Genomic DNA, 15,525 nt, shown 5'->3' with positions numbered 1-15,525 from the left:
CTAACCGGCCTGGAAACCCAGGGCCTCCAGGATGCCGTTGGCGGCGGTGAGGGCGAGGCCGGGCTTCTCCGCGGTGGCGCGGGCCCAGGCCTCCTGGTCCAGGGCGAGCTCACGGGTGAAGTCCAGGGCGGCGCTCAAGGGCGCCCGGGCCATGCGGCTGGTGAAGCGGTCCACCTGGGCGATGTCGGGCCTGCGGAAGGCGAAGGTGCTCTCGCCGTGGGTGAAGGTGTAGAAGGGCTTTTCCCGTTCCATCTAGCCTCCTAGCCGTGCTGGATCTCCCCGAGCACCACGAACTCCAGCTCCACGGTGATCCGCTCCGTGTCCTGCTCCACCCCGCCGAAGGAGCGCTTGGTGAAGAGGCAGTCCTTCAGGGTGTCGGTGACGGCGGTGCCGTTGCCCTTGTCGTAGGAGATGACGATGTCAAAGGGGTCAAGCTTGTAGACGTTTCCCTCGGGGGCGGCGGCCCGGAGGCGGTCGTACTCCTCCCGGAGGAGGGTGAGCTTTCCCGAGGCCTCCCAGTTGCCCTTGGTGTAGCCCCTGGGGGTGCGGCCCTTGCCGTAGATGGCGTTGACCTTCTCGGAGTCCTCGTAGTCAATGGAGAGGACGTCCGCCAGGGGCACGCCCTTCACCTGGATGCTGATGTGCTCCCAGTCGTAGTAGCGGCCGTTAATGGGCATGCTTCACCTCCTCACCCCACCAGGAAGGGGTTTTCAAAGCCGATGTCCATGACGATCTCCCGCAGGTAGCCCAGAGGGACGATGCGGATCTGGAGGCGAAGGGTCTGGGAGGCCAGGATGTCCTGGCCGGGAGGGGCCACCACGCGGCCCCGGGCGATCTCCCCGGCGGCCTGCATGAGGCGGAGGGGGGTGTTGGCCCGGGCCAGGAGGCTCGCCAGGCTGGCCTTGAGGTCGGTCGGGTCCACGTGCCACTGCACGAAGTCCAGGAGGGCCTGGCGCACCTGGTAGGTGGCCTTGTCCATGACCCGGCGGTTCTGAATCACCTTGTAATCGCTGGTGGGGGCGGCGGCGGTGCGGCCGTCCACGAGGAACCAGCCGTCCCGGCCGATGAGGCGGTAGACGGTGGTGAAGCCCGCCTGGTCCAGGGCCAGGGCGTGGGCGTTGTTGAAGAGGCTCTGTTTGCCGAAGGGGGTGTCCACGAAGGGGGCCACCTGGACCACCCCGCTCAGGGGCCCGAGCTGGACCCAGGCGGGGGAGACGTGGACCCGCTGGCTGGAGATGCGGGCCCCCACGCGGGAGGCGAGGCTCTGCACTTCCAGCCTGCCCGTGAGGGTGTCCACCACCTCCCCCCAGGCGGCCACGATCATCACCCGTTTGTGGCTGAAGCTCGCCTTCTCGCTCAAGCGGGCGTTGACCCAGGCGTCGGGGTCGTTCCCCGGGGGCAGGGTCTCGGTGAGGAAGAAGATGTAGCGGAAGTTCGCCTCGGCCTCGTCGGCCAGGGCGCCCAGGGCGGCCCACATGGCGGGGCCGGTGGGCTGGGCCACCTGGATGTACTCGTACTGCAGGTTGGTGTTGAGGGCGGCGCGGACGGCGGCCTGGACGCTAGAGACGCTGGCCTGGGGGGCGGTGGCCTGGAAGCGGTAGGTGGCCCCCGCGGCGTAGGTGCCGGTGGCGAAGTTCAGGGTGAGCCCCGTCCCCGGCAGGGTGTAGGTGGCGGCGGTGGCGATCTCCTGGCTGGTGGTGTCCCCGCCGTCCAGGCTGTAGGTGAAGGTGGCCGTGCCCAGGGCCCCTCCCTTGGCTATCCTTACCACGATCTCGTAGGCGTCCAGGGGGCTTCCCGTGATGGTGACGGCGGGGGAAGAGGGGTTGCCGCTGTCCGCGGCCACGCTCCCCGCGATGTCGGCTTGCGCCCGCACCGCGTAGACCTGGCCGCCCCCGTAGGCCAGCTGGTCGGCCACGGCCCGGGCCAGGGGGCCGGTGCCCAGGACGCCGGGGACGGCGGCGAGGTCGCTGAAGGCCAGGACCTGGTCCACCGGCCCCTGGCTGGAGACGCCCACCACCACCCGCTGGCCCTCGCCGCTCGGGGCCACGATGCCCAGGCCCCCGTCTTGGATCTCTGGGTAGACGCCGGGTAGCCTTGCCATCTTCTATCTACCTCCTACCTGTGGGTGGGCCCCTGGAGGAACTCCTTCAGGGCCTTCTCAAACTGGGCGCGGGAGACCCGGGTCCCCTCGGCCCAGCCCGCGTAGACCTTGAGCCCCGCGAAGGCCCACGGGGGCACCCCCAGGGCCTGGGCGTGCTCTTCAATCGTGGGAAGGGCTTCTTGCGCTTGGACCTTTTCCTCTTCCTTGGGCATCCTAGACCTCCTCTTCGAGGACCGCCTCCTCCACCTCCACGGCGATGGGCACCCAGGCGGTGTCCTCGTAGAGGGCAATCTCCACGGGGACTTCCAGGGCCAGGGCGTTTTCCCCCACCAGGAGGCCTTCCTCGTCCAGATAGGAGAGGGCGATATCGTTCAGCTTGGCGTGATAGTCCTCCCCCACGTGCAGGGGGGTGTCCCACATATAGAGGAGAACCCCGGCGAGGAGCTGGTCCAGCTCCTCGCTGGAGCGGGCATAAAGCTCCAGGCGGATACGTAAGGTGCCTCCATAGAGCCTGCGCCGGGTCTTGACGGGCCCGGCCACTACCCGGCTCCCGTCCCGCTTGAGGGCGCCGGTGAGGGGCTGGATCAGGGCGGCGGGGGCCATCCGGTAGGCCTCCTCCCGGCTCCGGCCCACCAGGACCCGGGTGGGGGGAAGGCCCGCGTGGGCGCAGGCCGCCTTGAGGTACTCCAGCACCGGGGCGATCACCGCGTCGCCTCCTTCATCCACTCCAGGAGGAGGGCCTTGGCCTCCTCGCGGTCTTCCTCGGTGAGGCCCAGGAAGGGGCGGGCGGGGATGTAGACCTTCCGCCCCCTCCCGGCGTAGCCCCCGAACTGGTGGATGCGGGCGTACTCCAGGTTAGTGCCCACGTAGATGCGGCTTCCCGCCACCTTCCAGGAGATGGAGTTCTTCAGGCGGGCCGTGACGACCAGGGGCTTGCGCAGGGCCACGCGCCTCTGGGCGGCGGCGGAGATCCCGCCCCGCTTGAGCCGGTCCCTGGGCCGCACCTCCTTCGCCAGGGTGGCGGGGGAGAGGGGCGGCCAGGGGGAGCCGTCCGGGGCCCGGCTCTCCTCAAAGCGGCGGTGGGTGCGGGCGAGGATCCCCTCGGCGATGGCCTCCTTGACCTTCTGGGGGACGCCCCGCCCGAGCTTTCTCAGGGCCTCGTTTAGCTCCCGCCAGTCCCCTTTGAGGCGCACGCCCATCAGAAGTCCTCCAGGCTCTCCCGGGAGAAGACCCGCTTCCCCCGGACGGCGGCCCCGCCCTTGGGCCTCGCGGGCTCCCCCGTGGGGGGGAGGGGCAGGGAGGCCTTGCCCACGGCCACGTCCCGAAGGAAGGCCACGGCGTCCCGGTATCGGGTGAGGGCGGCCTCGTCGGCGGTGCCGGGCCGGATGCCCCGGCGGAGCATGAGGCGGTAGACGGCGATGTCCACCGCCTTGGCCTTCAGCACCTCGGGGAGGGAGGGGAGGGGGAGGGCGTAGCGCTGGGCGAGGTAGCTTTCCACCTCGGCCCAGGCCTCCCTCAGGGCGGCTTCGGCCCGGGCCTGGCCCTCGGGCGTGAGGACCCCCGCCCCCTCCTCGTCCACCAGGTAGAGGAGGACGTCTAGGGGGAGGGCTTGGCGGAGGTCCTCGAGGGTGATCATGCGCCGGTGCCGGTGCCGGTGGAGCCGTAGGCCAGCTGCCAGAAGAGGTAGCCCGCCGCTTTACGCTCGTAGACCCCGTAGATGAAGACGTTGCGCTTGAAGACCTCGTCGGAGGTCTCGGGGTCGTCCTTCGCCACCCACTCGGGGCGGCTCCGCCGCTGGAGGACGAAGGGGCGGATGGCCTGGCTCCCATCCACCAGGAACCAGTAGGTCTCGTACTCCTCCACCAGCCAGGGGCTGACCAGGATCTCGGCCTTCCCGTAGTCGGGGTTGGCCCCGCCCGAGGGCAGGGTGGGCACCCCCACGATCTCGTAGGCGGTGCTCTCCAGCCCGGGGCCCACCACCAGGTAGATGGGCTTTTGCAAGAAGAAGCCCAGGGGGTAGCCTCGGGCGTCGGTGAGCTGCCTCATCTGGCTCAGGGCCTGACGGAAGGCCTCCCGGGTCAGGGGAGCATTGCTCGCGTTCTGGAAGGTCCGCTTCCCCACCGTGTGGGAGCCGAAGAAGGGGCGGCCGTCGTAGCCCTTCTGCTGGAACCCCTTGCGCAGGAGGTCGGCGATGAGGAGGTCGTCGTGCTCGGCCCACCTCCGGGCGTACTGGAGGGCGGTGATGCGGATGAGGTCCATCTGGTCGTCCTCCGCGTCCGTGCGGGACACGGCGAAGGTGGCCTCCCAGTCGGCGTTGGCGATGGCGAAGGTCTCGGCGGTGAGGTTCTGGACCTGCCGCTCCCCCTCCCAGAGGCGCATGGTGGGCATGTTCTCCATCCAGGCGTAGTAGTTGGCCCGGCCGTTGGACTGGACCTCCAGGGCCAGCTTCGGCCAGAGGGGGGTGTACCCCTCCTTGGCCTCAAAGACCAGGCTCCTGAGGGTCCGGCTGAGGGCGCTCAGGTTCTCGCGGTTCAGGATCATTACCACACCTCCACCCAGACGTAGTCCGGTTCCACCTTCAGGGCCCGGCCCGCCTTGGAGCGGCCCGTGCCCGTTTTGCCCACGGTGTTGGGCCCGGTGGCATAAACGTCCTTTCCCAGCTCCGTGGGGCCCACGGGGTCGGCGGGGTCGTTCTCAAAGCGGAACACTCCCCGGCGCACCAGGACCTTCTTCGCGCCGTCCGTCCCCCCGGTGTTGTCCACCGTCTCCTGGGCCACGCCCAGGGCGATCTTCCCGGTGCCCGGGGCCGCCTCCTCGGCGTAGCCCCCGCTCACCATCACCAGGGCTCCCTGCCGGATGACGGCGTTCGCCTTCACCGGGAGGGGGATGAGGTACTCGTCCGCCCAGCGCTCGGTGTCAAACATCACTCACCTCCAAACCGCTTCAGGGCCTCCTCGGAAACCCTGAAGACCTGGGCGAGCCTGCGCAGAGGCTCGTCCTCCTCCAAGGCCTTCCGCTCCGCCTTGGGCAGCTCCACGGGCACCAGCCGGGGCATCCCCTCCAGGGCCTTGCGGGCGGCCTCGAGGTCGGCCCGGGCCTGGGCGAGCCAGAACTCCCGCTGGTGGGGGAGGATGCGCCCTTCCTCCAGGGCCTTACGCACCAGGGCCTGGGCCTTCTCCTCCCGGGTCTGGACCTTGATGGCTTCCAGCTCCTTCCGGGTGCGCTCCAGCTCCTCCAGGGCGTCCTGCGCGGCCAGGAGGCGCAGGAGCTTGGCCTTGAGCTCCGTGGGGTCCTCGGCCCCGAGCCCCACCTCCAGGACCACCCGGCCCACGGCGGCCTCTCGCTTGAGGTCCTCCAGGGCCTGGAGGGCCGCCTCCTCGGTGGCCTCCGGGTCCAGTCCTAGGGCCTGCCTGAGCTTTTCCAGCATGTCCGCCTCCGCTTCTATGCGCTTTTGGAACCGGATGCCGGGGTTGTTGGTGAGGGCGAAGGAGTGGTAGCCCAGCACCCGGTGCCTGCCCATCTCGTCCGGGGTGGGGTCGTAGTAGAAGACCGGGGAGACGTAGGCGTACTCCCCTCTCGCCACCCGCTCCCGGCCCGTCTCCGACCACGCCACCAGGCCGTAGACGAAGCCGTCCTCCCCCACCTCGAGGCCCGTCACGAACCCTGCCGCCGGGGCTTCCCCCGCCTGCCCCTCCTCCACCCGCACCGTCTGGTGGTGGAAGTCCAGCACCCAGGGCACTCCCCTCGAGGCCAGCTCCGCCTGGGCCTGGGCCAGGGAGGCTTCGTCGAAGAGGAAGAGGGTGCCGTTCCCCACGAACTCCCCGAAGGGGTGCAGGGGGATGCGCTCAGGCGCCTCGGCCAAGGCGGCGCGCAGCGTGCCGGAAAAGGTCGGGGTGGAGGTATCGGTATTCTTGGGGAAGCCGGTCAAACTCGTCATAGGGCCGCCTCAGCACCACCCCCCAGTAGGCGCGGTTCTCTGCCCTCGCGGTCTCCGGGGAGAGGGGCCAGCTAGGCCCCGGCCCCTTGAGGCTGAGCGCCCGCGCCCTTGCGAAAGGTGCCGTCCCGGTTGAAGAGCGCCACGATCTGGTCAATGGCCCACCCCAGGATGGGGTCCGGGATCCAGGCGGGCCAGAAGCCGAGGATGGCGTTCACCACCTCCTTGACCCGCTTCATGGCCTCCTCCTTCTTCTGGAGGCCCGGGACCCCGTCCATGAGGTCCTCCACCACCAGGACCGCGAGCCCGAGGGCGAAGTAGGCGATACGGATGACCTTGAGCATCCTTCCCTCCAAAAGGTTTTGCCCCCGGGCTTCCCCGGGGGCACGTTCCCCACCTTAGCCCCAGTTTAACCCAGGGGGTGAGGGGGTGTCAATCTAGAGCCTGCTCCGCACCTCCACCACCCGGCCCACGATCTCCGCCACCTGGTCCAGGGGAATGACGGGAGGCCCGTTCTCCTCGGGGTTGGTGGAGTAGAGGGCCCCGTTCTTGAGGAGCTTCACCACGTACTCCCCGTTCTCCAGCCGGGCCACCACGATGGCCCCTGGGTGGCCCTTGTCCTCGGTGTTGACGATGATGACGTCCCCGTGGCAGATGGGGCGCTTCCCGGCGCACATGGAGTTGCCCCGCACCTTGAAGGCCGCGAGGTGCCGGGCGTCCCCCTTGACCCGCACGGGGACGGTGCGCTCCTCAATCTCCTCCAGCTGGGAAGGGCCGCCGCCTACGTAGCCGATAATAGGAACTCCCACCTCTTTCTTTGTAAGGAAGGAGCCTTCCGGGTAAAGCCGTTCAATGAGCTGTTCTACCGGGATTTCTAGCGCAAGGGAAAGCTTGGTAAGGGTGTCAAGGCTCGGCTTGATGTACTTGTCCCCGATCTTTCTTCCGATGACCAGGCTGTAGACGGTGGTCCTTCCGATATTGTAGTAGTCGGCGAACTCTTCAAGTTTGCGAAATCCCATTTCCTTCATCTTCTTGATGATTTCTTTGGCGAACGGCCCTTCTAGGGCTTCCTTTGTTCTAGTCCGTCCCATTTCTTCTCCCCTCCTGAGCCCGAGGCCCTTCCAGGGGCGGAGAGTGCCCCTAAGGTTGATGTGCTTCTCTCCTTATGACCCCAAAGTCAAGGGAGTGGCCCTTGACTTACTCACGAAAAGGATGCTAGCATTCTCTCAGATGAGAGTAAAGCACCGCTTTTCACCTCGCATGATGCAAAAGCTGATGGCTGACCGGGGCCTTACGCAGGCGGAGCTAGCCCGAGTGACCGGTCTGTCAAGCGGCCATATAGCGATGTTGCTTTCCGGGGCTAGAACTAGGCCATCTGCGGCCACGTTGCTAAAAATCGCAAGGGCCCTGGGGGTTGGTGTAGAGGATCTGATGGAGGAGGAAAGCGATGTCCTGGCTTCCCGTAGATGAGGCCGCGGAAAGATTAGGAGTTTCGCGCGCTTCGGCGTGGAGGCTCATTCAGCGCCACGGCATTCCCACCCGCAAGGAGAAGCACGGCCGCACCTGGCGCACCCTGGTGGACGCCGACCTCCTGGCTCTGGCCCTGGGGCGGGAGGCTCCCCCTGAACCCCGGCCCGTGGAGGCCTCCTCCGCCTCCCAGCCCGCCCTCGAGGCCCACCTCCCCCGGATCGCCGCGGAGGCCCGGGACCTCCCCCGGGGGCTCAAGTGGGACCTCATCAAGGAGGAGGCGCAGCGGCTCGGCGTCACGCCCAACCACCTGGCCCGGCTCCTCCGCCGCTATGAAGCGGGACAACTCCTGTATGCACGGCGCCCTCGGCGGGACCGGGGAACTCACCGGGTGCCCGCGGAGCTGAGGAAGCTCGTGGTGGGCCTCAAGCTCGCCCATCCCCGGGCGAGCGCCCGGAGGATCCTGCGCATCGTGGAGGCCAACGACCCGGGCCTCCTCCTCTACCGGCCCTACTCCACCGAAACCCTGTTCCGGCTCTCCGAGGCCACGGTGCGGCGCATCCTGCGGAAGGCGGAGGACAATCCCGCCTTCCGCTACGCCCTCCTCTCCGAGGAGGGGAGGCGGGAGTTCGCCCGCACCTGGGCGGGGCACGTCCTGGCCGAGTACCCCATGCAGATGGTCATGGTGGACATGACCAGGTGCGACGTTTTCGTCTACCTCCCCGAGGAGGACCGCATGGTCCGCCTCCGCATCCACGTGGCCCTGGACGTCTACTCGGGGGCGGTGCCCTCCCTGGTGTTCAGCCGGGAGGAGAGCCAGGTCCCCACGGACCAGCTCCTTATCCTCATGACCCAGGACAAGACGGCCATCGTGCCCGACTGGGACGTGCGGGGCGTGCCCGAGCGCATCTACTGGGACAACGGCAAGGTCTACCGTTCAGACAAGTCGGAGCACTGGGCCCGAACCCTGGGGATTGAGCTCGTCTACTCCCGGCCCCACGTCTCTCACACCCGGGGGAAGGTGGAGCGCTTCTTCGGGGCCTTCCACCAAACTTTTGAGGCCCTGCTCCCCGGCTACGCGGGCTCGGACGCCACGGAGCGGGACTCCTCCGAGCTCCGCCGCCTCCTCCAGAACACCCGGCGCTGGGTGGCGGAGGGGATGCCTCCCGAGCGGGACCCCTACCCGGATCGCCTGCTCCTGGAGGAGGAGTACAAGGCCCGCGCCCTGCAGTGGCTCCTCGGCACCTGGCACCGGGAGCCCCTGGAGGACGGGCTAAGCCGCCTGGACCTCTTTCGGGCCTTCGTCCCCCGGCACCGCCTCGCGGAGTACCGCCTGGAAGACCTCTACCTGGCCGCGGCCTACCAGGTGGAGCGGGTGGTGCGGGGGAACGGCACCGTGCAGTACCGGGGGCGCACCTGGTACCTGGACCCCCGCCACGGGAGCCTCCTGCCCTGGCAGGGGCAGAAGGTGGTGGTCCTGGACGTGCAGGTCCTCCCGGGCCAGCCCCTCAGGGTGGCCCTCCGAAACCCGGACGGCACCCTGCGGGTCCTCGGGGAGCTCCTTCCCGAGCCCCTGCGGGCGGACAGCCTCGAGGCCCGCGCCAAGCGGGCGGCGGACAAGGCGGCCATCCGCGCCCTGCAGGAGGAGGCGCGCCGCCTGGTGGAGGAGCTTTCCCCCGCCATGCGGCTGGAAGACATGCTGGAGCGCCTCTCCGGCCTCGCCCCCCTGCCCCGGCGGGAGCGCATCACCCTCCGGGCCCAGGAGCTCCCCGCCCCTTCCCCGGAGGAGATCGCCCGCGGGGTGGAGGAGCTCGCCGCCGAGCTGGAGGACGACCTGGTTCTGGACCCCATCGCCCTGGGGGAGCAGTGGCTAAAGGAGCGCGGCCTGCTGCCCCGGGGCGAGGAGGAATAGGAGGTAGCGCATGGGAAGGAAGGCGAACGGCGACCAGACCTTGGCCCTCATTGACGAGGCCCTGGGCATCGTCATGGGGGAGGCGGAGCTCTGGAAGGACCCCCGGGACGGGTTCATCCCCACGGAGGGGGCGAAGGCCCTCTTGGGGCACCTCCACCTGGTGGCCCAGGAGGGCTTCCCCCTGGCCCTGGTGGTGGGCCCGGCGGGGGTGGGGAAGACCCTCACCTGCCGCTACTGGGCCCGGGAGCACGAGGCCCCCTGGGTGCGGGCCCAGCCCAGCTACTCCCCGGCGGCCCTCCTGGAGGACCTGGCGGTGGAGCTCCGCATCACCCGCACCAAGACCTTCCGCGTCCTCCTCAGCATGGTGCGGGACGCCCTCCTCATGAGCCCCAGGGTGATCTTCGTGGACGAGGCCCAGCTCCTGGACCGCCCAACCCTGGAGACGGTGAAGTACCTGGCGGACGAGACCGGGAGCTCCTTCGTCCTCATCACCTCGGAGGAGTTTGAGGGACAGATCCGGCGCCACCGGGACATTGAGAGCCGCATCGGCACCGTGGCCCGGATAGGCCCCATCTCCCTCCAGGAGACCCAGGCCATCTACAAGGACTCCGGCTACTCCCCGGAGGTCCTGGCCGAGGTCCACACCCTCACCGGGGGGATCCTCCGGGACATCGTGCGGCTCATGCGGCAGATGGACCGGGTGGTGGAGTGGAGCGGCGAGCGGGGCCTCACCAAGGCCGCCTTCACCCCGGCCCACGTGCGCCGGGTGGCGAGCCGCCTGAACCTCGCGGGGGGTGCGCGGTGAAGAAGCCTTTTCAGAAGCTCCAGGAGGGTATACCGCCTGTCCGGTACGAGGCTACCTACGTCTACTTGACGGAAGACGGTACCTGGCCTCGCAACCCCATCGCCATCATCCCCAAGGACCTGAGCTGGATTGAAGAGGATACCTTCCTTCAAATCCGCGACCTACGCCCTTATTCGCAAATGGGAGAAGTTACTCACGTGAGGGTAATAGAAGTACGCCCGGAGATACACATCACCACGGGGAGGTATAGCCAAATCATTCGGCGCGTTTTGGTGGTTGAGGTCCCCTCAATGGAGAGGACCAACGAGCTGGCTGAGGAGGTCCTTCGTGAACAGGGTTGATTACACCCTCGAGGCCGCCCGCCTGGTCATGCGCATTCTGGAGCTCCCCGGGCTCATCGGGGAGGTGAAGCGGCAGATGACCGCGCTCCGGGCGGAGAGGCGGGAGCTGGAGCGGTGGATGGAGGCCCGGGAGGCCCAGGCCTACCTCGAGGTCCCCGGCAAGACGGAGCGGAAGCGCCAGGCCCGCACCAGGGTGCTCCTCGCCCAGGACCTGGAGTGGCAGAAGGCGGAAAAGAGGCTGCAGCAGATTTTAACCCAGCTGGACAAGCTCCAGGCGGAGCTTGAGGTCCTGGAGCACGAGCGAAAGGCGGTCTACGGGGCGCTGGTGGCCCGGCACGCGGAGGCCCTGGAGGCGGCCCTCGCGGCGGGGCTCTTCGGGGCGAAGCCCCCGGCGCCCCGGGGAGGGAACTGATGACGCGGGAAGAGCTCATTCGGCTCCTCAGGGAGGACCCGGAGGTCCGGGCCGCCCTTGTGGAAGCCCTCCGGGGGGCGCGCCCCCGCCCCCTGGAGGAGGCGGGAAGGGGCATCCAAGCCGTCCTTGCCGAGGCCGAGCGGGAGTGGCTGGCCCGGCACGAGGAGGTGCGCCGTGAAGGGTAAGCGGACCAAGCTGGAGGAGTTGGTGGACGAGCTGGCGGAGGAGGGGCTTCCCCGGCACATGCGGGTGGCCTACGCCCTCTACGACCTGGCCCGGGACATGGTGCGGGCCGCCAACGAGGCCCGGGACACGGAGGCGGTGGACCAGGGGGAGCTGGAGCGCCTGGCCCGCAGGGCCCTGGCGGTGGTGGCCGCCGCCCAGGCGGAGAACGACGCCAAGGCGAGGGAGCTCCTCTCCCACCCGCACCGCATGAAGGGGGTGGCCTGTCCATGAGGCCCCGGCCGTTCCGTAGCGTCCTGGACACCATCCGGGGCCACGGCCTCACCCCGGCGGAGCTGCGGCAGCGGGCCCGTTTGGCCCTGAGCCACAAGCAGGCCTTCCTGGCCCAGCTTTACCTGGACGAGGCCGAGGCCCAGGAGGCGGCCCTGCGGGCCTCCCGCTCCCAGGCCTGCGACCTGTGCGGGGGGGCGGGGGATGCTGGACGACATCCCCTGCTGGCGGTGCGATCCCGAGCTTTTGGGGCGCCGCCTCGTGGAGGTGCGCCGTGAGGCCTGAGGCCGTGATCCGCCTGGCCCGGGCGAACCCCGGGACCCCCCCCCCCCCCCCCCCCCCCGGGGGGGGGGGGGGGGGGGGGGGGGGGGGGGGGGGGGGGGGGGGGGGGGGGGGGGGGGGGGGGGGGGGGGGGGGGGGGGGGGGGGGGGGGGGGGGGGGGGGGGGGGGGGGGGGGGGGGGGGGGGGGGGGGGGGGGGGGGGGGGGGGGGGGGGGGGGGGGGGGGGGGGGGGGGGGGGGGGGGGGGGGGGGGGGGGGGGGGGGGGGGGGGGGGGGGGGGGGGGGGGGGGGGGGGGGGGGGGGGGGGGGGGGGGGGGGGGGGGGGGGGGGGGGGGGGGGGGGGGGGGGGGGGGGGGGGGGGGGGGGGGGGGGGGGGGGGGGGGGGGGGGGGGGGGGGGGGGGGGGGGGGGGGGGGGGGGGGGGGGGGGGGGGGGGGGGGGGGGGGGGGGGGGGGGGGGGGGGGGGGGGGGGGGGGGGGGGGGGGGGGGGGGGGGGGGGGGGGGGGGGGGGGGGGGGGGGGGGGGGGGGGGGGGGGGGGGCCGGGGGGAGGTGAGGGTGAAGTGGGAGGACGGGGGCCTCAAGTTCTGGCTGAGGCCCCTGCGCCTCTGGGACGGGCCCAAGGCGGAGCCCGAGGCCCTTCGCGTCATGGAGCCCTGGCGGATCCTGGAGGCCTGGCTGGAGGGGGAGGATGGGGGAGCGGTCTAAGGGACCGGTGCTCGTGCCCTGCCCGGTGGAAGGGTGCGAGAGGGCCCTCACTGTTCCAGCGCTGGCCCCTGACGGGGCGGTGGGGCTTTGCGTCTGCCTGGCCGTGCGGCTCCGGCTCACGTGGATCTACGGGGGGCCGCCCGAGTACGGGCGCACGCCGCACTTGACCGTCGTGGGGCCTGCAAGGGGGAGGACGTATGATCCGGGAGCGGCTTAGAGAGATGGGCCTGGACCGCCCCCTCCTCACCCCCGCCCAGGCGGCGGCGGTGCTGGAAGTGGGGCGGCCCACCGTGGAGCGCCTCATTAGGGAGGGGCGGGTCCGCACCGTGCGCGTGGGGCGCAAAGTCTACATCACCGCCGCCAGCCTGGAGCGCCTGGTGGAGGGGGGTGTGCCCGCGGCCCAGGCCGCCTGGCTCGCCCTCCGCCTCATGGAGCGGGCGGGCCTGCGGGTGGAGCTTTTCACGGACCCAAAGGGTGGCTTCCGCGCTTCGGCCGGGGGGAAGGAGGCCCTTGGGGTCTCCCCCGAGGAGGCCCTCCTCGCCCTGGCCGAGGCCTTGGCGAAGGAGGAGGAGGCATGAAGGTCCCCAAGATCACGGACGGGGAGCTTAGGGCCGCGGTGGACCTCCTGCTCATGCGGGGGGCGTGGGGGGTGCCGCGGGAGGAGTTTGGGCGCCACTTCGGCGGGGATCGCCGGGGCCGGGCCATCATCGCCGAGCTCCGCAAGCGCGGGGTGCTCCCCGTGGTGGTGGCCGAGTCCCCCGCCGGGGACGAGGTCTACAAGGTGGCGGACTCGGAGGAGGAGCTTCGCGCTTACCGCCAGAGCCTCCTCTCCCGCATAGAGGAGCTGCACGCGGCGGTGCGGGGTCTGGACCTGGCCTGGCGGCACTGGAAGGCCCACCGCTCCCCCCGCTGGGCCCAGCCCGGCCTGTTTGAGGTGGCCGATGGAGGAGGGCGATGAGGTCCTGGCCGTCCTGGAGGGGCTGGTGGCGAGCTACCCGCGCGAGCGCGGGGGGCTTCTGGTGTGGGCCTTCCTGGACGAGGAGGGGCGCTGGACGCTGGCCCTCTTCCGGGGGGAGGACCTTTTGGAGCTGGACTGGGGCTACGACCTCGAGGCGGTAGAGGAGGCCCTGTGGCGGCGCTACTCAAGCTCACGCTGATCTACGTGGCGGCGGCCCAGGTGGGGCTTCTCCTCCTCCTCGCCTACCTGGCCCTTTCCCGGCGGGGCCCCCTCCCCGAGGGGGCCTCCGTGGGCCTCCTGCTCCTGGCCTCCCTCTTCGGTCTTCTGGGGGTCGTTCTGGCCCTGGTCTGGAGGTGGGTATGAGGCGCGAAGACCATTTCCGCCCCTTTTCCTCGTGGCTTTCGGACCTAGAGCGCGAGGTGGCCTGCCGCACCCAGGCGGTGCCCCTCTTCTCCGGCATCACCGCCCAGGGGTGGCCCTACTGCCCCGGGGTGGGGCGGCTTTCCGCCTCCTTCCGGGTGCCCGGGGGGCTGGTGTGGTGGGGAGAGCAGAGGGGGCGGGCCTACTGGATGTGGCAGCCCTTGAAGCCGGAGGGGTGATGGAGCCCAAGGATGCCCTGACCATCCTCACGCAAGCCGCCCTCGAGGGGGCGGCGGGCGGGGAGATCCTGCGGGTCTACCAGGCCCAGGAGACCCTGGCCGAGGCCCTCAGGCTCCTGGAGGAGCGCCGCCGGGCCCTGGAGGCCCTGGAAGCCCGCCACCGGGCGCTGGAGGCCCGCTTCCGCCAGCTGGACGAGGCCCGGGGCCGGGCCCTCCTCGCCCTCTTGGAGGCGGCGGACCTTTTGCGCGGGAGGAAAGCATGATGAAGGCGTTTTTGGTGTCCCTGCTGATCCTGGCCTATCTGAGCACCCTTTCCATGAGCACCGGACATTTGGCCCAGTGGTACGCCCTCTCCTTGGGGGGGCTCCCCCCCTGGCTCGCCTGGGGCCTGGCGGCGAGCCTGGAGTTCACCGCTTTCCTCCTCTCCCTCCTCTCCAACTCCCTCCTTCGGGGCTCGGCCTGGGCGGGGGGCGGGGCGGTGGCCGCCCTGGCCCTGGTGTGGCTCGGCAACGCCCTCTCCATGCACCGGGCGGCCCCCGGGGTGGCCCTGTGGGAGACCTTGGCCATGAGCCTCTTCGTCCCCGTGGGGACCTACGTGGTGGGGAAGGTGGTGGGGGAGATGGTCCGGGTGTCCCCCAAGGGAGCCACGTTGGACCGGGAGGGGTCCGGGCAGGCGGTACCGGGTGGTACCTCCGCCCGGAAGAGCGGTACCGCGGTGGTACCACGCCCCCCCTTCGCCGGTACCGAGGAGGCCCGCGAGGCGGTACCGGAAGGGGCCGGGGTGGAACCTGAGGTGCCGGTACTGGCGTCCGGTGGTACCGCCCCCGTCCGGGAGCGGACCACCATCCGGTACCAGGAGTCCCGGGCGATGGAGCTTAGCGTGGAAGGGGAGGGCCGGGCCGCCGAGGTCCTGCGGGCCCTCTCCCGGTACCGGGAGCCCGTGACCCTCACCGCCCTGGTCCGGGACCTGGGGTGGCCCAAGACCACGGTCCGCCGCTGGCTGGACCGCTTGGAGGACCAGGGGCTGGTCCACCGGACTGGGGAAGGATGGACCCTGAAGGAGGAGGGCCGCTATGCATGAACCCCTGGACCTCTGGCGGGCGGCCTGGGTGGCCCTGGCCCTCTGGCGGGTGGAACACGGGGAGGCCCGCTGGGTCCCGGTCCACCCCCAGGACCCCAGGCCCGGGGCCTTCGGGGGCCGCGCCGACCTCCACGCCCGCCCCCCCGAGGCCCCGGCCTTCCTGCCCATTTACGTCCCCCCGGTCCCGCCCCTGGGCATAGAGGCCCACAACCTGCGCCTGTGGCGGCACGACGCCCGGGCCTTCGTCCGGGGGCTGGGATACGGGGAACGGCAGCTCATGGAAGCCTACCTGGGCAAGGGGAAGCCCAGTACCCTGGTGAGCTACAACCCCTCGGCCGGTCGGCTTCAGACCCACGCCCCCCTGGACCTCCTGGACCTCTTCGTGCGCCTCGCCCGCCGGGCCGAGGTAGACACCCCCCCACCCCCCGGGGTAGAATAGACCTAAGGTGGGAAACCTGCCCCCGGAGGAAGCTCCGG

The 15,525-nt window shown here is 70.7% G+C and carries 29 protein-coding genes; 17 read left to right on the top strand and 12 right to left on the bottom strand.

The annotated features are described in order from the left end of the window. The 12 genes from C2847_RS08840 to C2847_RS08785 form a co-directional block, all read right to left on the bottom strand. A complete protein-coding gene (locus C2847_RS08840) occupies positions 1 to 252 on the bottom strand; it encodes a DUF6848 family protein (protein WP_039456838.1) in 252 nt (83 codons plus the stop codon). 8 nt (positions 253 to 260) lie between these two features. Continuing rightward, positions 261 to 677, bottom strand: a complete 417-nt coding sequence (locus tag C2847_RS08835; protein ID WP_039456840.1) for a hypothetical protein — start codon at positions 675 to 677, stop codon at positions 261 to 263. Between the two features lie 11 nt (positions 678 to 688). Continuing rightward, positions 689 to 2,101: a DUF2586 family protein gene (locus C2847_RS08830; RefSeq protein WP_105318018.1), complete on the bottom strand. Its 1,413-nt coding sequence runs from the start codon at positions 2,099 to 2,101 to the stop codon at positions 689 to 691. 14 nt (positions 2,102 to 2,115) lie between these two features. Continuing rightward, on the bottom strand, positions 2,116 to 2,313 hold the full coding sequence (locus tag C2847_RS08825; RefSeq protein WP_071677762.1) for a hypothetical protein: 198 nt from the start codon (positions 2,311 to 2,313) through the stop codon (positions 2,116 to 2,118). Position 2,314: 1 nt separating this feature from the next. Then, the gene (locus tag C2847_RS08820; RefSeq protein WP_071677763.1) at positions 2,315 to 2,806 is read right to left on the bottom strand and encodes a hypothetical protein; all 492 of its coding nucleotides are present in this window, start codon (positions 2,804 to 2,806) and stop codon (positions 2,315 to 2,317) included. After that, a complete protein-coding gene (locus C2847_RS08815; RefSeq protein WP_071677764.1) occupies positions 2,803 to 3,300 on the bottom strand; it encodes a phage virion morphogenesis protein in 498 nt (165 codons plus the stop codon). Before C2847_RS08815 ends, C2847_RS08820 begins: the two co-directional genes overlap by 4 nt. Beyond that, a complete protein-coding gene (locus C2847_RS08810) occupies positions 3,300 to 3,737 on the bottom strand; it encodes a gp436 family protein (protein ID WP_039456851.1) in 438 nt (145 codons plus the stop codon). The genes C2847_RS08815 and C2847_RS08810 overlap by 1 nt, the downstream gene beginning before the upstream one ends. Further along, on the bottom strand, positions 3,734 to 4,642 hold the full coding sequence (locus C2847_RS08805; protein ID WP_105318017.1) for a Mu-like prophage major head subunit gpT family protein: 909 nt from the start codon (positions 4,640 to 4,642) through the stop codon (positions 3,734 to 3,736). Before C2847_RS08805 ends, C2847_RS08810 begins: the two co-directional genes overlap by 4 nt. Beyond that, on the bottom strand, positions 4,642 to 5,025 hold the full coding sequence (locus C2847_RS08800; RefSeq protein ID WP_071677766.1) for a capsid cement protein: 384 nt from the start codon (positions 5,023 to 5,025) through the stop codon (positions 4,642 to 4,644). The genes C2847_RS08805 and C2847_RS08800 overlap by 1 nt, the downstream gene beginning before the upstream one ends. Further along, positions 5,025 to 6,038, bottom strand: a complete 1,014-nt coding sequence (locus tag C2847_RS08795; protein ID WP_105318016.1) for a phage protease — start codon at positions 6,036 to 6,038, stop codon at positions 5,025 to 5,027. Before C2847_RS08795 ends, C2847_RS08800 begins: the two co-directional genes overlap by 1 nt. A gap of 71 nt (positions 6,039 to 6,109) precedes the next feature. Then, on the bottom strand, positions 6,110 to 6,379 hold the full coding sequence (locus C2847_RS08790; protein ID WP_105318015.1) for a hypothetical protein: 270 nt from the start codon (positions 6,377 to 6,379) through the stop codon (positions 6,110 to 6,112). A 93-nt stretch (positions 6,380 to 6,472) separates the two neighbouring features. Then, positions 6,473 to 7,063, bottom strand: a complete 591-nt coding sequence (locus C2847_RS08785) for a S24 family peptidase (protein WP_164835688.1) — start codon at positions 7,061 to 7,063, stop codon at positions 6,473 to 6,475. A gap of 7 nt (positions 7,064 to 7,070) precedes the next feature. Between C2847_RS08785 and C2847_RS13050 the strand changes: the two genes are divergently transcribed. From C2847_RS13050 to C2847_RS08695, 17 genes are all read left to right on the top strand, one after another. Beyond that, a complete protein-coding gene (locus tag C2847_RS13050) occupies positions 7,071 to 7,505 on the top strand; it encodes a helix-turn-helix domain-containing protein (protein WP_105318013.1) in 435 nt (144 codons plus the stop codon). Beyond that, a complete protein-coding gene (locus C2847_RS12850) occupies positions 7,483 to 9,414 on the top strand; it encodes a helix-turn-helix domain-containing protein (RefSeq protein WP_105318012.1) in 1,932 nt (643 codons plus the stop codon). Before C2847_RS13050 ends, C2847_RS12850 begins: the two co-directional genes overlap by 23 nt. Positions 9,415 to 9,424: 10 nt before the next feature. Next, positions 9,425 to 10,219 (top strand): AAA family ATPase, encoded by a 795-nt coding sequence (locus tag C2847_RS08770; protein ID WP_071677771.1) that lies wholly within the window; start codon positions 9,425 to 9,427, stop codon positions 10,217 to 10,219. Further along, positions 10,216 to 10,560, top strand: coding sequence for a hypothetical protein (locus tag C2847_RS08765; RefSeq protein ID WP_105318011.1), 345 nt, complete (start codon positions 10,216 to 10,218; stop codon positions 10,558 to 10,560). The genes C2847_RS08770 and C2847_RS08765 overlap by 4 nt, the downstream gene beginning before the upstream one ends. Then, positions 10,547 to 10,972, top strand: a complete 426-nt coding sequence (locus C2847_RS08760; RefSeq protein WP_105318010.1) for a hypothetical protein — start codon at positions 10,547 to 10,549, stop codon at positions 10,970 to 10,972. Before C2847_RS08765 ends, C2847_RS08760 begins: the two co-directional genes overlap by 14 nt. Beyond that, positions 10,972 to 11,157 carry a hypothetical protein gene (locus tag C2847_RS08755; protein WP_039456870.1) on the top strand — a complete coding sequence of 62 codons (186 nt, stop codon included), beginning with the start codon at positions 10,972 to 10,974 and terminating at the stop codon, positions 11,155 to 11,157. The genes C2847_RS08760 and C2847_RS08755 overlap by 1 nt, the downstream gene beginning before the upstream one ends. Continuing rightward, positions 11,147 to 11,428, top strand: a complete 282-nt coding sequence (locus C2847_RS08750; protein WP_039456873.1) for a hypothetical protein — start codon at positions 11,147 to 11,149, stop codon at positions 11,426 to 11,428. The genes C2847_RS08755 and C2847_RS08750 overlap by 11 nt, the downstream gene beginning before the upstream one ends. After that, complete coding sequence (locus C2847_RS08745; protein ID WP_105318009.1) at positions 11,425 to 11,703, top strand: hypothetical protein; 279 nt, start codon at positions 11,425 to 11,427, stop codon at positions 11,701 to 11,703. The genes C2847_RS08750 and C2847_RS08745 overlap by 4 nt, the downstream gene beginning before the upstream one ends. 551 nt (positions 11,704 to 12,254) lie before the next feature. Next, positions 12,255 to 12,410: a hypothetical protein gene (locus C2847_RS12320; RefSeq protein WP_164835686.1), complete on the top strand. Its 156-nt coding sequence runs from the start codon at positions 12,255 to 12,257 to the stop codon at positions 12,408 to 12,410. Between the two features lie 197 nt (positions 12,411 to 12,607). Next, the gene (locus C2847_RS08730) at positions 12,608 to 12,988 is read left to right on the top strand and encodes a helix-turn-helix domain-containing protein (protein ID WP_054391874.1); all 381 of its coding nucleotides are present in this window, start codon (positions 12,608 to 12,610) and stop codon (positions 12,986 to 12,988) included. Beyond that, positions 12,985 to 13,368, top strand: a complete 384-nt coding sequence (locus C2847_RS08725; protein WP_039456885.1) for a hypothetical protein — start codon at positions 12,985 to 12,987, stop codon at positions 13,366 to 13,368. Before C2847_RS08730 ends, C2847_RS08725 begins: the two co-directional genes overlap by 4 nt. Beyond that, positions 13,352 to 13,567, top strand: coding sequence for a hypothetical protein (locus C2847_RS08720; RefSeq protein WP_105318007.1), 216 nt, complete (start codon positions 13,352 to 13,354; stop codon positions 13,565 to 13,567). Before C2847_RS08725 ends, C2847_RS08720 begins: the two co-directional genes overlap by 17 nt. After that, complete coding sequence (locus C2847_RS12315) at positions 13,540 to 13,731, top strand: hypothetical protein (RefSeq protein WP_054391876.1); 192 nt, start codon at positions 13,540 to 13,542, stop codon at positions 13,729 to 13,731. Before C2847_RS08720 ends, C2847_RS12315 begins: the two co-directional genes overlap by 28 nt. Beyond that, the gene (locus tag C2847_RS08710; protein ID WP_164835685.1) at positions 13,728 to 13,967 is read left to right on the top strand and encodes a hypothetical protein; all 240 of its coding nucleotides are present in this window, start codon (positions 13,728 to 13,730) and stop codon (positions 13,965 to 13,967) included. The genes C2847_RS12315 and C2847_RS08710 overlap by 4 nt, the downstream gene beginning before the upstream one ends. Continuing rightward, positions 13,967 to 14,230 carry a hypothetical protein gene (locus C2847_RS12310; RefSeq protein WP_164835684.1) on the top strand — a complete coding sequence of 88 codons (264 nt, stop codon included), beginning with the start codon at positions 13,967 to 13,969 and terminating at the stop codon, positions 14,228 to 14,230. The genes C2847_RS08710 and C2847_RS12310 overlap by 1 nt, the downstream gene beginning before the upstream one ends. Further along, a complete protein-coding gene (locus tag C2847_RS08700; RefSeq protein WP_105318004.1) occupies positions 14,227 to 15,048 on the top strand; it encodes a helix-turn-helix domain-containing protein in 822 nt (273 codons plus the stop codon). The genes C2847_RS12310 and C2847_RS08700 overlap by 4 nt, the downstream gene beginning before the upstream one ends. Further along, positions 15,041 to 15,487 carry a hypothetical protein gene (locus tag C2847_RS08695; RefSeq protein WP_039456905.1) on the top strand — a complete coding sequence of 149 codons (447 nt, stop codon included), beginning with the start codon at positions 15,041 to 15,043 and terminating at the stop codon, positions 15,485 to 15,487. The genes C2847_RS08700 and C2847_RS08695 overlap by 8 nt, the downstream gene beginning before the upstream one ends. The last annotated feature ends 38 nt before the right edge of the window (positions 15,488 to 15,525 follow it).

The organism is Thermus tenuipuniceus, from assembly GCF_002964845.1.
Classification (GTDB): Bacteria; Deinococcota; Deinococci; order Deinococcales; family Thermaceae; genus Thermus; species Thermus tenuipuniceus.
The sequence above is the reverse complement of the archived record's forward strand: the minus strand, read 5'-3'. Positions and strand labels throughout refer to the sequence as shown.

Coding starts and splice junctions, on each gene's coding strand:
- C2847_RS08805 (WP_105318017.1), bottom strand. CDS start 4,642: ATGATCCTGAACCGCGAGAACCTGAGCGCCCTCAGCCGGACCCTCAGG.
- C2847_RS08835 (WP_039456840.1), bottom strand. CDS start 677: ATGCCCATTAACGGCCGCTACTACGACTGGGAGCACATCAGCATCCAG.
- C2847_RS08830 (WP_105318018.1), bottom strand. CDS start 2,101: ATGGCAAGGCTACCCGGCGTCTACCCAGAGATCCAAGACGGGGGCCTG.
- C2847_RS08800 (WP_071677766.1), bottom strand. CDS start 5,025: ATGTTTGACACCGAGCGCTGGGCGGACGAGTACCTCATCCCCCTCCCG.
- C2847_RS08770 (WP_071677771.1), top strand. CDS start 9,425: ATGGGAAGGAAGGCGAACGGCGACCAGACCTTGGCCCTCATTGACGAG.
- C2847_RS08695 (WP_039456905.1), top strand. CDS start 15,041: ATGCATGAACCCCTGGACCTCTGGCGGGCGGCCTGGGTGGCCCTGGCC.
- C2847_RS08810 (WP_039456851.1), bottom strand. CDS start 3,737: ATGATCACCCTCGAGGACCTCCGCCAAGCCCTCCCCCTAGACGTCCTC.
- C2847_RS08710 (WP_164835685.1), top strand. CDS start 13,728: ATGAGGCGCGAAGACCATTTCCGCCCCTTTTCCTCGTGGCTTTCGGAC.
- C2847_RS08790 (WP_105318015.1), bottom strand. CDS start 6,379: ATGCTCAAGGTCATCCGTATCGCCTACTTCGCCCTCGGGCTCGCGGTC.
- C2847_RS13050 (WP_105318013.1), top strand. CDS start 7,071: ATGATTTCTTTGGCGAACGGCCCTTCTAGGGCTTCCTTTGTTCTAGTC.
- C2847_RS08720 (WP_105318007.1), top strand. CDS start 13,352: ATGGAGGAGGGCGATGAGGTCCTGGCCGTCCTGGAGGGGCTGGTGGCG.
- C2847_RS08825 (WP_071677762.1), bottom strand. CDS start 2,313: ATGCCCAAGGAAGAGGAAAAGGTCCAAGCGCAAGAAGCCCTTCCCACG.
- C2847_RS08815 (WP_071677764.1), bottom strand. CDS start 3,300: ATGGGCGTGCGCCTCAAAGGGGACTGGCGGGAGCTAAACGAGGCCCTG.
- C2847_RS08700 (WP_105318004.1), top strand. CDS start 14,227: ATGATGAAGGCGTTTTTGGTGTCCCTGCTGATCCTGGCCTATCTGAGC.
- C2847_RS08840 (WP_039456838.1), bottom strand. CDS start 252: ATGGAACGGGAAAAGCCCTTCTACACCTTCACCCACGGCGAGAGCACC.
- C2847_RS08725 (WP_039456885.1), top strand. CDS start 12,985: ATGAAGGTCCCCAAGATCACGGACGGGGAGCTTAGGGCCGCGGTGGAC.
- C2847_RS08730 (WP_054391874.1), top strand. CDS start 12,608: ATGATCCGGGAGCGGCTTAGAGAGATGGGCCTGGACCGCCCCCTCCTC.
- C2847_RS12850 (WP_105318012.1), top strand. CDS start 7,483: ATGTCCTGGCTTCCCGTAGATGAGGCCGCGGAAAGATTAGGAGTTTCG.
- C2847_RS12310 (WP_164835684.1), top strand. CDS start 13,967: ATGGAGCCCAAGGATGCCCTGACCATCCTCACGCAAGCCGCCCTCGAG.
- C2847_RS08785 (WP_164835688.1), bottom strand. CDS start 7,063: ATGAAGGAAATGGGATTTCGCAAACTTGAAGAGTTCGCCGACTACTAC.
- C2847_RS08745 (WP_105318009.1), top strand. CDS start 11,425: ATGAGGCCCCGGCCGTTCCGTAGCGTCCTGGACACCATCCGGGGCCAC.
- C2847_RS08795 (WP_105318016.1), bottom strand. CDS start 6,038: ATGACGAGTTTGACCGGCTTCCCCAAGAATACCGATACCTCCACCCCG.
- C2847_RS08755 (WP_039456870.1), top strand. CDS start 10,972: ATGACGCGGGAAGAGCTCATTCGGCTCCTCAGGGAGGACCCGGAGGTC.